Origin of the sequence: Sphingomonas sp. Leaf242 (assembly GCF_001422045.1) — a bacterium.
In the GTDB taxonomy this organism is placed as follows: Bacteria; Pseudomonadota; Alphaproteobacteria; order Sphingomonadales; family Sphingomonadaceae; genus Sphingomonas.
In genome coordinates this window covers 251,683-264,815 of sequence record NZ_LMLW01000001.1, presented here as the reverse complement: position 1 = coordinate 264,815, position 13,133 = coordinate 251,683, and the positions used below count along the sequence as shown (strand labels likewise).

The window sequence follows — 13,133 nt, the reverse complement described above, 5'->3', positions numbered from 1 at the left end:
AATAAGCTATGCTTGCTTCGTCATCCTGACGAAAGTCAGGATCCAGAGTAATGAACGACGTCGCCTGTGGCTCTGGATCCTGACTTTCGTCAGGATGACGGGAGGGGTCGGCTAGAGGTGGCCCTCGGCAAGATAATTCTCGGAGCGCATCTCTTCGAGGCGGCTGATCGTGCGGTCAAACTCGAAGCGCCCGTCACCGCTTTCGTAGAGGTCGCCGGGTTGCGCATCGGCGGCGGCGAGGAGCTTGACCTTGTGCTCGTACAGCGCGTCGATCAGCGCGACGAAGCGCGCCGCCTCGTTGCGGTTCTCTGGGCCGAGCTTGGGGATGCCGACCAGGATGACGGTGTGGAACTTCCGCGCGATGGCGAGGTAGTCGGCCACGCCGCGGGCTTCTCCGCACAGCTTCTTGAAGCTGAACACCGCCACGCCCTTGAGCGATTTCGGCACCCGGAGCGTGCGGCCCTGCACCACGAGGTCTTCGGCGGGGACGTGCTCGCTGTCGTCGGTCGAGAAGTCGGTGAGGCGGAAGAACGCGGCGGAGAGTTGCGCGGTGGCCTCGGGGCCGTTGGGGACGAGCCAGGTGTCCTGGCTGCCGAGACGGTCGCGGCGATAGTCGACCGGGCCGTTGAGCGGGAGCACGTCGAGGCGGTGCTCGATGGTCGCGATGAAGGGCAGGAAATGCTCGCGGTTGAGGCCGTTCTTGTAGAGGTCGGCGGGCGGGCGGTTGGACGTAGTGACGATCGTCACGCCGGAATCGAGCAGCGAGGTCACCAGCCGCGACAGGATCATCGCGTCGGGGCTGTTGGTGACCATCATCTCGTCGAACGCGAGCAGCCGCGTCTCGTCGGCGATCGCGGTGGCGACGGGGACGATCGGGTCGCCGACTTCCTTGCGACGTTCGGCGGCGATGCGCGCGTGGACCTCGAGCATGAACTCGCCGAAGTGGACGCGGCGCTTCTTCTCGACGGGCGCGTTGGCGAAGAACAGGTCCATCAGCATCGACTTGCCGCGACCGACCCCGCCCCAGAGGTAGACGCCACGCGGGTCGGCTTTTTTGGAGAAGCGGGCGAAGAAGCCGGTGGATTTGGGGGTGGCGAGTTCGGTCGCGAGGGTGTTGAGGCGCGCGGCGGCGGCGGCTTGTTCCGGGTCGGGGCGGAGTTCGCCCGAGGCTACGAGTGCTTCGTAGGCTTTGAGGACGGTCACTTACCCATCCCTGCACCACCCCGGCGGAGGCCGGGGCCCAGTTGGAAAGGTTTCGATAACGGAGCGGAGCGCTTCAACACTGATCGTTTCCCAATTGGGCCCCGGCCTTCGCCGGGGTGGTGTTAGGCGGCGGTGTCAGCCCGTGGAGGCTTGCCGGACGGCTTGCGGATCGTGGCCGAGAAGGCGGCGATCTTGGTTTCGTCGTCCCCTTGCACCACGAGGCCCCGGAGGAACAAGAGGCGGCCGGTTTCCTTGAGCACTTCGACCTGCGCCTCGATCGGTTCGCCGATGCGACCGCCGCCAATGAACTGCGCGTTGAGATCGAGCGTGACTGCGGTGCCGGTGGTAATCAGGCCGAAGCCTCTTGCGGCTGCGAACAAGGCGACGTCGATGAACGCGAGGAGCGCGCCGCCGTGGACGTTGTTCTGGAGGTTCGAGTGGCGGTGCTCGGGGGTGATGCGGACGCGGACGGTGTGGCCGTCGACGCGGTAGAGCATGGGGCCGAGCAGGGTGTTGAAGCGGGTGGGGTCGGAGAGCGACCAGCTGCGCCAACCTGGGTTGGCGGGGTCTTCGGCTTCGACGAAATGGGGTTGGGGAGAAGGCTTATCCGTCATAATTTCCGTTCGTGCCGAGTAGAGACCGAGCGAAGTCGAGGGCTCGTATCGAGGTACATGTCCTTCGATACGCCATCTCGACAAGCTCGATGGCTACTCGGGACGAACGGGGTGGGGGAAGGTAGGGTCCCTCCCCAACCGACCGGATCAGACGACCCGTTCGGCTTCCATCTTCTTGATTTCGGCGATCGCCTTGGCGGGGTTGAGGCCCTTGGGGCACGCGTTCGCGCAGTTCATGATGGTGTGGCAGCGGTACAGGCGGAACGGATCCTCGAGCTCGTCGAGACGCTCGCCGGTCATCTCGTCGCGGCTGTCGGCGAGCCAGCGATAGGCCTGCAACAGGATCGCCGGCCCCAGGAACTTGTCGGCGTTCCACCAGTAGCTCGGGCACGAGGTCGAGCAGCACGCGCACAGGATGCACTCGTACAGACCGTCGAGCTTCGAGCGGTCTTCTGGCGACTGGAGGCGTTCCTTGCCCGAGGGCGGCGGGGTGACGGTCTGCAGCCACGGCTTGATCGACGAATATTGCGCGTAGAAATGCGTGAAGTCGGGGACCAGGTCCTTGATCACGTCCATGTGCGGCAGCGGCGTGATCTGGACCTCGCCCTTGCAATCTTCGATCGCGGTGGTGCAGGCGAGGCCGTTCTTGCCGTTGATGTTCATCGAGCACGAGCCACAGATGCCCTCGCGGCAAGACCGGCGGAAGGTCAGCGAGGAATCCTGCTCGCTCTTCATCTTGATCAGCGCGTCGAGCACCATCGGGCCAGTATCGTCGAGATCGAGCGCGAACGTGTCGTAACGCGGGTTCTCACCGCTGTCGGGATCGTAGCGATAGACCTTGAACGATTTCAGACGCTTGCTGTCCCCCGAACCCTGGCTGGTCGAGGCGTGCTTGACGCCCTTCTTGACGACGCTGTTTTTCGGGAGCGAGAATTCGGCCATTGCGAGCGGTCCGTCCGTGGTATGATTATAGATTGCCAGAGCCGATACATGACAGGGGCCCTCCCCGCAAATCCTTAGCTTCGCGGGTGCAACATGCGTCACACCCGCTGTCGCGTTACCTGCGCGCGCCGGGTCAGATGATGTCGAGGACAAGCCCGAGGTCGCGGGCTTCCTCGGCTTCGATGTACCAGTTGGAGGGGGCTTTCTTCTTCAATTCCTCGAGCGATACCTTCGAACCCTCGACGATCGCGCGGAAGCCTTCCTCCTGGATGTTGATCGAGTCCTCGATCTCGTGGAGCTTGGCCTTGAGCGTGTAGGAGAGCGTGTTGAGCGGGCCGTTGAGCTCGATCGTGCTCTGCATCTGGCGCTCGTGGATCATGATGCGGCTGTTGCGGGTGAGAAAACGGCTGTCGACCGGGAAGGCGGACATGAAGGTCGCGCCGGCGGAATAGACCGCGACCTTGCCGAGGAAGAGCGTCTCGCGGCCGGTGTATTCGCGGAGCAGGCGGATGTTGTCGCCCATCGCGCGCGCGACTTCGGGGTCGCCGCCGAGCGTGGTGATCGAGACGACCAGCGGGCCTTCGGTGGGGGCCGCGACGAGTTGCGACTTGAAAGTGTCGTACATCGCGTCGTCGACGGGGCCGTGAAGATGGATGTGGGGGGCGGCCAGCAGCGGGTAGTTGCGGGCGTTCGAGGCGGGGGATGTGTCGGTCATGCCGCGGCAAACTTTTTCGGGGGGAGTGGGTTCCGGAAGGGTTGCGGCATATCAGCACATTCGCGGTTTCGTGGTAACATTGTTAGTACACATCATCGGTGGTATCGGTGTGGCGAAGAGGATGTACGATGCGGACGTCGTTACGGAAAATGGGCAATTCGACGGGGATGATCGTACCGCGGTCGATCCTGGGGGCGATCGGCGTGACCACCGGCGCGGCAATGGATCTGCGCGTAGAGGATGGGAAGCTGATCGCGACTCCGGCCGAGCGGGTTGCGCGCGACGGTTGGGCGGAGGCTGCGGCGGGGCTTGCCATGACCGGTGAGGAACAAGAGTGGCTTGGCGCGGGCGTTACCGGCGACGCGGCGCTGACGTGGTGAGCGGCGCGTGAAGCGGGGTGAGATCTGGCTGGCGGCGCTCGATCCTACGGTCGGGGGCGAGATTCAGAAGACGCGGCCTTGCCTAGTCGTTTCACCGGACGAGATGAACGATCACCTGCGGACCGCGATCGTCGCGCCGTTGACGACGGGGAGCCATCCGGCGCCGTTTAGGGTCGCGGTGACGTTCAAGGGGACCAGCGGGTTAGTGCTGCCGGATCAGATGCGGACGATCGACCGGGGGCGGTTGATCAAGCGGATGGGGCGGATCGATGCGCAGACTTTGCGCGCCGTGTTGGAGGTGCTTGGGGAGATGTTCGCGGTTTAGCGCGAGCTGTATATGGACGACGGTCTTGTCCTAGGGGACGCCTGAAGCTTGTTTCCCCGCGAAGGCGGGGATCCAGACTGGGCTCCCGCCTTCGCGGGAGAACAAAGAGGGGCAGACGGTGTTACGCGTCTCGCGTCAGGCGCTTGTGCTGGAGGATCCAGCCTACCAGGCCGCCGGGGACGCCGCCTACTAGCGAGAAGAGCGCGTAGAAGGTTATCGCTATCTTCTGGGGTTCTTCGCCGACACCGCGGGGTTCGATGGCGAAGACGTAGATCGCGGTCAGGATCGCGACGACCACCGGCCATAGGAAGCCGGCGATCATCGGTTGGAAGCGCGTCAGGAGCCCCACCGCGACGGGCACGAGGAACCCGATCGCGATGATGGCCCAGGTCATCAGTATACCCGCTTCTTGGGCTTGATGTAGTCGATGTCGTCGGTGAGCGTGTAGTCGTGGACCGGGCGGAAATCGATCTTGGTCTCGCCGCCCTTGCCGCCCCAGCCGTTGAAGGTGGTGATGGTGTGCTTCATCCAGTTCGCGTCGTCGCGCTCGGGGAAATCCTCGTGCATGTGTGCGCCGCGCGACTCGGTGCGGTTGGCTGCCGAGTTCATCGTCACGACCGCCTGGCCGATCAAATTGTCGAGCTCCATCGTCTCGACCAGATCGGTGTTCCAGATCATGCTGCGATCCTTCACGGCGACGTCGGTCATCCGGCTGTAGATCCCGGCCATCTTCTCGACGCCCTGGTTCAGCAGTTCGGTGTCGCGGAACACGGCGCAATGCTTCTGCATGGTCTGCTGCATGTCGAGACGAATCTGCGCGGTCGGCGAACCGCCCGACGCATTGCGGAAATGGTCGAGACGCGTCAGCGCGAGATCTTCCGACCCCTTGGGCAGCGGCGCGTGCGCGGTGCCGGGCTTCAGCGTGTCCTTGATCCGCAGGCCGGTCGCGCGGCCGAACACCACGAGATCGATCAGGCTGTTCGAGCCCAGACGGTTGGCGCCGTGGACCGAGACGCACGCTGCCTCGCCGACCGCGAACAGGCCGGGGACGACCGCGTCGGGGTTGCCGTCGACGAGGTTGACGACCTCGCCGTGGAAGTTGGTCGGGATGCCGCCCATGTTGTAGTGCACGGTCGGCGTGACGGGCAGCGGCTGGCGCGTGAGATCGACGCCGGCGAAGACCTTGCCCGTCTCGGTGATGCCCGGCAGGCGCTCGGCGAGCACCTTGGGATCGATATGATCGAGATGCAGGAAGATGTGGTCGCCGTTCTTGCCGACGCCGCGGCCTTCGCGCATTTCGAGCGCCATCGAGCGGCTGACGACGTCGCGCGAGGCGAGGTCCTTCGCCGACGGGGCATAGCGCTCCATGAAGCGCTCGCCCTCGGAGTTGGTCAGGTAACCGCCCTCACCGCGTGCGCCCTCGGTGATGAGCACGCCCGCGCCGTAGATGCCGGTCGGGTGGAACTGGACGAACTCCATGTCCTGCAGCGGCAGGCCGGCGCGGAGCACCATTGCGTTGCCGTCGCCGGTGCAGGTGTGCGCCGAGGTCGCCGAGAAATAGACGCGGCCGTAGCCGCCCGTCGCCAGCACGGTCTGGTGGCTGCGGAAGCGGTGGATCGAGCCGTCTTCCATGCACAGCGCGATAACGCCGCGGCAGACGCCGTTCTCCATGATCAGGTCGAGCGCGAAATACTCGACGAAGAAGTCCGTGTTGTACTTCAGGCTCTGCTGATACAGCGCGTGGAGCATCGCGTGGCCGGTGCGGTCGGCGGCGGCGGCGGTGCGCTGGACCGGCGGCCCCTCGCCCATGTTCTGCATGTGGCCGCCGAACGGACGCTGATAGATCGTGCCGTTCTCGTTACGGCTGAACGGCATGCCGGCATGTTCGAGCTCGTAGACCGCCTGCGGGGCCTCGCGGCAGAGATACTCGATCGCGTCCTGGTCGCCGAGCCAGTCGGAACCCTTGACGGTATCGAACATGTGCCAGGTCCAGTGATCCGGCGAGTTGTTGCCAAGGCTGGCGGCGATGCCGCCTTGGGCTGCAACGGTATGCGACCGGGTCGGGAAGACCTTGGTGATGCACGCGGTCTTCAGGCCGCTCTCGGCGATGCCCATCGTCGCGCGCAGGCCGGAGCCGCCGGCACCGACGACGACCGCATCATAGGTATGATCGATGATCTTGTAGGCAGCTGACATTACGCAGGGGCTCCGGAGAAGGCGACCTTCAGGATCGCGAACAGGGCGATGCCGCCCAGCGTGAAGGTGAACAGGTTGAGGAGGATCATCGTCACGACACGGCTTTCGTCGTGCATGTAATCCTCGATCACGACCTGCAGACCGAGACGGAAGTGATAGAAGACAGACAGGATCAGCAGCGCCATCGGCACCGCGACCCAGGCCGACTGCAGCCAGAGGTGGACCGCCGCGTAATCATAGCCGGGCATCCGCGCGACCGAGATCATCAGCCAGAGCATGAGGAACAGGTTGGCGCCCGCCGTCAGGCGCTGCTGCCACCAGTGATGCGCGCCGTGTTTCGCGCTGCCCAGGCCGCGGACGCGACCGATTGCCGTACCCGAACCCATTACTTGATCCCCATGTAGAGCCAGAACACGACCGTCAGCGCGACCGAGGCGACCATCGTCGCGAGCGCGCCCATCTTGTTCCGCTTCAGTTCGTAGCCCGCGCCGGTGTCGAGCACGAAGTGGCGGATGCCGGTCATCATGTGCTGGAACAGCGACAGCGTCAGCCCGACCGCGACGACATAGCCGAGGATGTTGAGCCGGCCCGTCTCGGTGGTGAACACGTCGACGAAGGTCGCATAGGCCTGATCGCCGGCGGCGATCGCCGCGAGCCACCAGACGAGCAGCAGGCTGCCGACGGTCGCCATCCCGCTGCCGGTCACGCGGTGCAGGATCGAGACCAGCATGTGCGGGCCCCATTTATAGACCTGCAGATGGGGAGAAAGCGGGCGTGCCGGATTGCGCGATGCCAAGGGCGGAGTCCTCGAACCAGAAGATGACGAACCAAGAACAGCTTGGTCCAGAATATATAGATTGGGCGACCTATTAGCCACCGCGTGCTGCGATGCAACCCATCGCTCGGGTTCCGATAACCCAAGGCAATAGCTGGACACGTCCTGGCCACCCGGGAACATGCACGCGAAACCGTCGCCGCCGTTACTGTCCATCCCTAACCAGCTTTTAATCAATAGGCCTTAGCGCTCGACGGGCAAAACCCGTTTCCGGAGTCTACCGCTTTGACCACAGACATGCCGATGATCGGCGCGATCGCTGCCACCATCGACCTTCCGGCGCGGCTGCGGGCGTTCGACTTCGACGGCTCGCTGACTGCTGCGAGCCGCGCGGTGTGGGACGCGATCGAACCCGAGATCGCAATCGTCTCCAAGGCGTATTGGGAGCAGTGGCAGCGCTGTTTCTCCGATGAACGGGTCTGGGCGGCGCACAAGACCGAGGAAATGATCGCGATCGGGTGCACGTTCCTGCGCAACCGCTTCCTCGACACCGCGGGTCGCGGCTGGGTCGAGTCGATCGAACGGTCGGTCGCAGCGGCCTACGCCGCCGACGTGTCGCCGATGGCGCTGTTGTCGATGATCAGCGCGAGCGATCGCGCCGCGCTGGACGTGCTGATGCGCCAGGTCGATCGCAGCAGCGAGACGTTGCCGGTGTATATCGACACGCTCATGCGGCTGTCGGCGCTCGAAGGCGAGATCACGGTCGCGATCTATACCGCGTATCGCGCGCATTCGGCGCAGGACGCGCGCGACAAGCTGGCCACCGAGTTCCGCGACGGTATTGCGGCGATGGTCGAGACCGCGACGCACGAGGGTCATACGTTGCGCGAACAAACGGTGCGCAGTTCGGCCTCGACCCGCGCGGTGCTGGGCAAGGCGAGCGAAGTCGCCGCCGCCGCCGAACAGTCCGCGGTGGCGATGCGCGAGGCCGCACAGACCGCGGCGGGCCTGATCCGCGCGATCGAGGATGCGCGGACCGAAGTCGAGGCCGCAGCGGAGATCGCCAACCGGGCTTCGGTGCAGGCGGGCCAGGCGGTCGGCATGTCCGAGGCGCTGAGCGACCATGCCAAGTCGATCGAATCGATCCTCGGCCTGATCCGCGATATCGCCGGGCAGACCAACCTGCTCGCGCTGAACGCGACGATCGAGGCGGCGCGCGCAGGCGATGCCGGGCGCGGGTTCGCGGTGGTGGCGCAGGAGGTAAAGAGCCTCGCCAACCAGACCGCGCGCGCGACCGACGACATCGCCGCCAAGATCGCCGCGATCCAGTCGGCGACGCGGGGGACGGTCGAGACCAACGCCAGCATCAAGTCGACCGTCGCCGAAGTGCAGGAGAGCGCCGACCGCATCCGCTACGCGATGGAAGCGCAGGCACAGACCGTGACCGCAATTACCGCCGCGGTCGACGAGACAGCACTGGCCGCGGATTCGATGTCGACCACGATCGCCACGATCCGCGAGGACACCGAAACCGTCGCGCGCGAGATCGACAGCGTCGGTCGGGGCTTCGACGTGCTCGACGGACGGCTCGGCCATCTCAAGAACAGCGCGGGCGATTTCGTGGCCAAGGTCGCTGCATAGGAACCCCGATGACTGCAACACCCGCCAGCGCGTCGCCCCGCCCCCTACTTCCCGCGGCCTGGGACAGCGACAGTCGATCGCTGCGCGACCGCGTGCGCGACTACGACTGGGACGGGCTGATCGCGCCGACCTGCGCGACCTTGACCGCGCTGCTGGACGAAGACGACCATCGCCGGATCGCCGAGACGTTCTGGCAGCGTTATCTGTCGCTGGAGGCGGTGAGTCACGTCGTGGCGTATTTCACGCCCGAGCGACTGGCGCGCCGTATCACGGCCAGTGCCGAGTACGCGCGGCTGAAATACCAGTCGCCCTATGACGAGGCCTGGAAGGCGATCGCGATCGGCCATGCCGACGATTCGCGCAAATCCGGCATTCCCCTGCCCGCTCTGCTGTCGTCGCTGGCGTTCGCGCATAGCGTGACGCTGAGCCTGGTGGCGGACCGGATGGGCACCGATACCGCGCAGATGCAGAGGCTGGGCGATATCGTCCAGCGCCTCGCGCTGATCGAGGCGGATTTGATGGCATCGCATCTCGGTGCCACCGATGCCGCACAGGCACGGGGCGAGCGCGGCGCACGGGCGGCGGATTTTCGCGAGTCGATCGCCGCGTCGATCGAGGATACCGCGGCCCTCGGCGCGCGCATCCGGATCCAGGCGGAAGGCGCATCGTCGTCGACCCGCAGCGTCCTGGGCAAGGCGAGCGAAGTCGCCGCCGCCGCCGAGCAATCCGCGGTCGCGATGCGCGAAGCAGCCCAGGTCGCCGCCGGCCTGATCCGCGCGATCGAGGACGCGCGCGTCGAGGTCGAGTCCGCCGCGCGGATCGCCGACCGTGCCTCGGTCCAGGCCGATCTCGCGGTCGGGACCTCGGACGCGCTGAGCGAGCATGCCAAATCGATCGATTCGATCCTCGGGTTGATCCGGAACATTGCCGGGCAGACCAATCTGCTGGCGCTGAACGCGACGATCGAGGCCGCGCGCGCGGGCGATGCGGGGCGCGGCTTTGCGGTCGTCGCGCAGGAGGTGAAATCGCTTGCGAGCCAGACCGCGCGCGCGACCGACGACATCGCCGCGAAGATCGCTGCCATCCAGGCGGCGACGCGCGCGACCGTCGAGACCAATGCGATCATCAAGTCGACGGTCGCCGACGTGCAGGAGTCCGCCGGCCGCATCCGCTATGCGATGGAAGCGCAGGCGCAGACCGTGTGCGCGATCACCGCCGCGGTCGACGAAACCGCGCTGGCGGCGGATTCGATGTCGACCACGATCGCCGCGATCCGCGAGGATACCGAGAGCGTGGCTACCGAGATCGACGGACTAGGGCGGCAGTTCGGCGAGGTCGACGACAAGCTGGGCGAGCTGCGCGGCGCGGCGGATGGGTTTTCGGCTAGCGTGGCTTGAGGGGCACCGGAAGAGAGTAGTGGGTTCACGCGGAGACGCGGAGACGCAGAGACGCGGAGGGTCTGGCGGAGCCGGAGGTTCTTCAAAACTCTCGTTGTTACGCGTCTCGCCTGACCGCCCCCTCTCCGCGCCTCCGCGTCTCCGCGTGAACCATTCCTTCTTCGGCTTGGTGACGGATACGGCCTGCGGCGCTAGAGCGCGGGGATGACCATTCTTCTTACCGGCTCCAGTCGCGGTATCGGCGCGGCTATTCATGCGGCGCTGACCGATGCGGGCGCGTCCGTCATCGGACACGGGACCGCTAGCGGTATCCCAGCCGACTTCAGCGATCCTGCAGGGCCGACTGCGTTGTGGAACGCTGCACTCGAGCAGGCGGGCGGCGCGATCGATGTGCTGATCAACAATGCGGGGGTGTTCGAGGCGGCACCGCTCGCCGACGGCGACTGGACCGCGCAGTGGGAGCGGACGATGCGGATCAACCTGACCGCGTCTGCCGAGCTGTGCCGATTGGCGGTGCTGCACTGGCAGGCTCGGGGTGTCGGTGGTCGGATCGTCAATATCGCGAGCCGGGCCGCCTATCGCGGGGATTCGCCGGCGCACTGGCATTACGCCGCGTCGAAGGCGGGGATGGTGGCGATGACCAAAACGATTGCCCGGGGGTATGCTCGGGAGGGCATCCTCGCGTTTGCGGTGTGCCCCGGGTTCACGATGACCGGGATGGCGGAGGATTATCTGTCGAGCCGTGGCGGCGATGCGTTGCTGGCGGATATTCCGCTCGGGCGGGTTGCTGCACCGGAAGAGATTGCGGCTGCGGCGAAGTTTCTCGCGCTGGAAGCGCCGGCTTCGATGACGGGGTCGGTGATCGACGTGAATGGGGCGAGCTATGTCCGATAGTTGGAAGCTCACGCTCCCCTGCACGCGGGCGGAGGCGGAGGCGATCGATGCGAGCGACGACCTGACGATCGACGGCGTGTTGATGACCACCGAGGAGATCGAGGACGACGTCGAGTCGTGGAGGCTCGACGCGTATTTCGAGCATGAGCCGGCCGCCGACACGGTCGCGGCGGTGCGGGCGCTGGTGCCGAGTGCGGCGGGGGCCGAGATCGCGGTCGAGCGGCTGGGCGACGCGGACTGGGTGACGATGAGCCAGGCGGGGCTCGAGCCTTTGTCGGTCGGGCGGTTCTTTGTGCATACCGGCGCGCATGCGGGCGCGGTGCCGGCGGACCAGCGGGCGTTCCTGATCGAGGCGAGCCGGGCGTTCGGGACGGGGCATCACGAGACGACCAGCGGGTGTCTGGCGATGCTCGACGGGTTGGCGGAGGCCTCGTTTGCGAACGTGATCGATATCGGGACGGGGACGGGGTTGCTGGCGTTTGCGGCCGCGCATCTTTGGCCTGAGGCCAAGGTGATGGGGACGGATATCGATCCGGTCTCGATCGATGTTACGGCTGAGAATGCTGCGCTCAATGGGGTCGGGGGGATCGATCTGGTTGTGGCGGATGGTACGCTTGACGATGCGATCGTGGTTCGGGCGCCGTATGATCTGGTGATTGCGAACATTCTGGCGGGGCCGCTGGTGTCTATGGCGCCAGAGATCGCGTCTATTTCGGATGTGGGGGCTACGATCGTGCTGGCCGGGTTGCTGGAGACGCAGCGGGCTGGGGTCGTGGCGGCGTATGAGGCTTGCGGGTGTTCGCTCGAGGCGGTCGACCGGCGGGGGGATTGGAGTGTGCTTCGGTTGCGCGCTGGGGCGGAGAGGTTCGTGGCGGAGGGGCCGTTCGATCCCAAGGGGCGTGATGGGTGGGCGCTGGATATTTGAGGTAGCGTAGGCCTCCCCCCAAGAAGGTTGTTCCCCCCGCGAAGGCGGGGGTCCAGTCTGGGCCCCCGCCTTCGCGGGGGAACAAGTTGGGAAGCGTTGCACTCACCCACTGCCGCCGCCACCCCGGCGGAGGCCGGGGCCCAGTTGGGTGAACCCTTGCGATAGAACCGCACCGCTATCCCAACTGGGCCCCGGCCTTCGCCGGGGTGGTGGCCTCTGTGAGAGGTGCTTTTAGGCGGTCTCGGCGGCCAGCTTTGCGTTCGCGTAATCCTGCGTGCCCTCGGTAATCACCACGTCCCCCAGCTCGATCCGCGCGACCGGGATATCCGGGAGCGCCTTCAGCTCCTCGTACAGCGGCGCGAAGTCGGTCTCGACCGTCAACCGCAGCAACTCCTCGAAGCTCGGAATGACGAAATAGTTCTGCTGGAAATCGTCGATCCGGTACTCGGTGCGCATCACCCGGGCGAGATCGAGCGCGATCCGGTTGGGGCTCGGATCGTCGAGCGCGAACCGGGTTTCCGCGTAACTGGAGACGATGCCCGAGCCGTAGATGCGCAGGCCTTCGGGTTCGGCGATCAGGCCGAACTCGACCGTGTACCAGTAGAGCCGTCCCAAGTATTTCAGCGCGTCGAGCCCCAGCGCACGCTGGCCGCCGCGGCCGTAGGCGGCGAGGTAGTCGGCGAACACCGGGTCGGCGAGCATCGGCACATGGCCGAACACGTCGTGGAAGACGTCGGGTTCCTGCAGATAATCGAGCTGGTCGGGGCGGCGGATGAAGTTGCCCGCCACGAAGCGACGATTGGCCATGTGATCGAAGAACACGTCGTCGGGGACGAGGCCGGGGACCGCGACGACCGACCAGCCGGTGAGCTTGGTCAGGCGTTCGGACAGTTCCTCGAAATCGGGGATGCCGGGTTTCGACAGCTTCAGCACGTCGAGCCCGCGCAGCCAGGCGTTCGAGGCGCGGCCGGGAAGCAGCTTCGACTGGCGCGCGAACAGCGTGTCCCAGGTCGCGTGATCCTCCGCGGTGTAATCCGCCCAGTTCTGCGGGATCGTCCAGTCGGGCGCGCCTTCGGGCGGGGTGCTCAGTACGTGTGTGTCATTGGCCATGCGGCTGGTCTAGCAT

General features: G+C 65.8%; 15 protein-coding genes. 6 read left to right on the top strand and 9 right to left on the bottom strand.

Annotated elements, in window-relative coordinates; translation table 11 throughout:
* Positions 1-111: 111 nt before the first annotated feature.
* The 4 genes from zapE to ASF09_RS01250 all read right to left on the bottom strand — a co-directional run bounded on the left by zapE (position 112) and on the right by ASF09_RS01250 (position 3,474).
* The gene (gene zapE / locus ASF09_RS01265) at positions 112-1,203 is read right to left on the bottom strand and encodes a cell division protein ZapE (protein WP_060524036.1); all 1,092 of its coding nucleotides are present in this window, start codon (positions 1,201-1,203) and stop codon (positions 112-114) included.
* A gap of 122 nt (positions 1,204-1,325) precedes the next feature.
* Positions 1,326-1,817 carry a PaaI family thioesterase gene (locus ASF09_RS01260; RefSeq protein ID WP_060524034.1) on the bottom strand — a complete coding sequence of 164 codons (492 nt, stop codon included), beginning with the start codon at positions 1,815-1,817 and terminating at the stop codon, positions 1,326-1,328.
* 147 nt (positions 1,818-1,964) lie between these two features.
* On the bottom strand, positions 1,965-2,759 hold the full coding sequence (locus tag ASF09_RS01255) for a succinate dehydrogenase iron-sulfur subunit (protein WP_060524032.1): 795 nt from the start codon (positions 2,757-2,759) through the stop codon (positions 1,965-1,967).
* A 133-nt stretch (positions 2,760-2,892) separates the two neighbouring features.
* On the bottom strand, positions 2,893-3,474 hold the full coding sequence (locus ASF09_RS01250) for a ClpP family protease (protein ID WP_060524030.1): 582 nt from the start codon (positions 3,472-3,474) through the stop codon (positions 2,893-2,895).
* Positions 3,475-3,602: 128 nt separating this feature from the next.
* On the opposite strand from ASF09_RS01250, the gene ASF09_RS01245 reads away from it, so the two are divergent.
* Both ASF09_RS01245 and ASF09_RS01240 read left to right on the top strand, forming a co-directional pair.
* Positions 3,603-3,854, top strand: a complete 252-nt coding sequence (locus tag ASF09_RS01245; RefSeq protein ID WP_060524028.1) for an AbrB/MazE/SpoVT family DNA-binding domain-containing protein — start codon at positions 3,603-3,605, stop codon at positions 3,852-3,854.
* Between the two features lie 7 nt (positions 3,855-3,861).
* On the top strand, positions 3,862-4,179 hold the full coding sequence (locus tag ASF09_RS01240; RefSeq protein ID WP_060524026.1) for a type II toxin-antitoxin system PemK/MazF family toxin: 318 nt from the start codon (positions 3,862-3,864) through the stop codon (positions 4,177-4,179).
* 121 nt (positions 4,180-4,300) lie between these two features.
* Here the strand turns inward: ASF09_RS01240 and ASF09_RS01235 are convergent, their stop codons facing one another.
* From ASF09_RS01235 to sdhC, 4 genes are read right to left on the bottom strand one after another with little or no spacing between them, the layout of a single operon-like run.
* Positions 4,301-4,573 carry a hypothetical protein gene (locus tag ASF09_RS01235; RefSeq protein WP_060524025.1) on the bottom strand — a complete coding sequence of 91 codons (273 nt, stop codon included), beginning with the start codon at positions 4,571-4,573 and terminating at the stop codon, positions 4,301-4,303.
* Positions 4,573-6,375, bottom strand: a complete 1,803-nt coding sequence (sdhA, locus tag ASF09_RS01230; RefSeq protein ID WP_056047438.1) for a succinate dehydrogenase flavoprotein subunit — start codon at positions 6,373-6,375, stop codon at positions 4,573-4,575. The genes ASF09_RS01235 and sdhA overlap by 1 nt, the downstream gene beginning before the upstream one ends.
* The gene (sdhD, locus tag ASF09_RS01225) at positions 6,375-6,761 is read right to left on the bottom strand and encodes a succinate dehydrogenase, hydrophobic membrane anchor protein (RefSeq protein WP_060524023.1); all 387 of its coding nucleotides are present in this window, start codon (positions 6,759-6,761) and stop codon (positions 6,375-6,377) included. Before sdhD ends, sdhA begins: the two co-directional genes overlap by 1 nt.
* The gene (gene sdhC / locus ASF09_RS20825; RefSeq protein WP_060524021.1) at positions 6,761-7,171 is read right to left on the bottom strand and encodes a succinate dehydrogenase, cytochrome b556 subunit; all 411 of its coding nucleotides are present in this window, start codon (positions 7,169-7,171) and stop codon (positions 6,761-6,763) included. Before sdhC ends, sdhD begins: the two co-directional genes overlap by 1 nt.
* Positions 7,172-7,447: 276 nt before the next feature.
* On the opposite strand from sdhC, the gene ASF09_RS01215 reads away from it, so the two are divergent.
* The 4 genes from ASF09_RS01215 to ASF09_RS01200 all read left to right on the top strand — a co-directional run bounded on the left by ASF09_RS01215 (position 7,448) and on the right by ASF09_RS01200 (position 12,007).
* Positions 7,448-8,791, top strand: a complete 1,344-nt coding sequence (locus ASF09_RS01215; RefSeq protein WP_060524019.1) for a methyl-accepting chemotaxis protein — start codon at positions 7,448-7,450, stop codon at positions 8,789-8,791.
* A gap of 8 nt (positions 8,792-8,799) precedes the next feature.
* Complete coding sequence (locus ASF09_RS01210) at positions 8,800-10,188, top strand: methyl-accepting chemotaxis protein (protein WP_060524017.1); 1,389 nt, start codon at positions 8,800-8,802, stop codon at positions 10,186-10,188.
* A 204-nt stretch (positions 10,189-10,392) separates the two neighbouring features.
* A complete protein-coding gene (locus tag ASF09_RS01205; RefSeq protein WP_060524015.1) occupies positions 10,393-11,082 on the top strand; it encodes an SDR family NAD(P)-dependent oxidoreductase in 690 nt (229 codons plus the stop codon).
* Positions 11,072-12,007: a 50S ribosomal protein L11 methyltransferase gene (locus tag ASF09_RS01200; RefSeq protein ID WP_060524013.1), complete on the top strand. Its 936-nt coding sequence runs from the start codon at positions 11,072-11,074 to the stop codon at positions 12,005-12,007. The genes ASF09_RS01205 and ASF09_RS01200 overlap by 11 nt, the downstream gene beginning before the upstream one ends.
* Before the next feature lie 231 nt (positions 12,008-12,238).
* Here ASF09_RS01200 and phhA read toward each other — a convergent pair whose 3' ends face one another.
* The gene (phhA, locus tag ASF09_RS01195; protein WP_060524011.1) at positions 12,239-13,117 is read right to left on the bottom strand and encodes a phenylalanine 4-monooxygenase; all 879 of its coding nucleotides are present in this window, start codon (positions 13,115-13,117) and stop codon (positions 12,239-12,241) included.
* Between the last annotated feature and the right edge of the window lie 16 nt (positions 13,118-13,133).